A 362-nucleotide genomic window follows, 5' to 3' on the forward strand; every position below is an offset into this window, starting at 1 on the left:
AACTCAAATTCGCGCCAGAGTTCCAACGCTTGTGGATCCCCTCCGACTGAATCAACGGCGATTTCCCAAGGTGCACGGTTGCCGTGCCGACCACTTTTTCCGTCAACTGAACCGAACTCCATACCGACCCCGGATGCAATTTTCGTCAGGTATGAAGCAAGAACTTGATCATCATCACTACCGATTTTTCGTACATCCAAGCCACCTTTTCGTACATCCAAACCATCTGAATTAGGTAGTGGCTCAGCAAATCTCCGTAGCGGCGCAGCAAATCCCAGAGACACCAGTTTGGAAGTCCAACGATCGAACATCGCATCTGAAAGGATTCGAGGATGTTCTCACTCACGTCACCACTGAACATG

General features: G+C 49.7%; 1 protein-coding gene. It reads right to left on the reverse strand.

Annotated features, from left to right (window positions below; translation table 11 throughout):
* The coding region (locus tag CVH10_RS26675; RefSeq protein ID WP_219924800.1) for a hypothetical protein at positions 1-311 on the reverse strand (311 nt) is incomplete at its 3' end.
* Positions 312-362: the final 51 nt, after the last annotated feature.

The organism is Halomonas sp. ND22Bw, assembly GCF_003011945.1.
Classification (GTDB): domain Bacteria; phylum Pseudomonadota; class Gammaproteobacteria; order Pseudomonadales; family Halomonadaceae; genus Halomonas; species Halomonas halophila.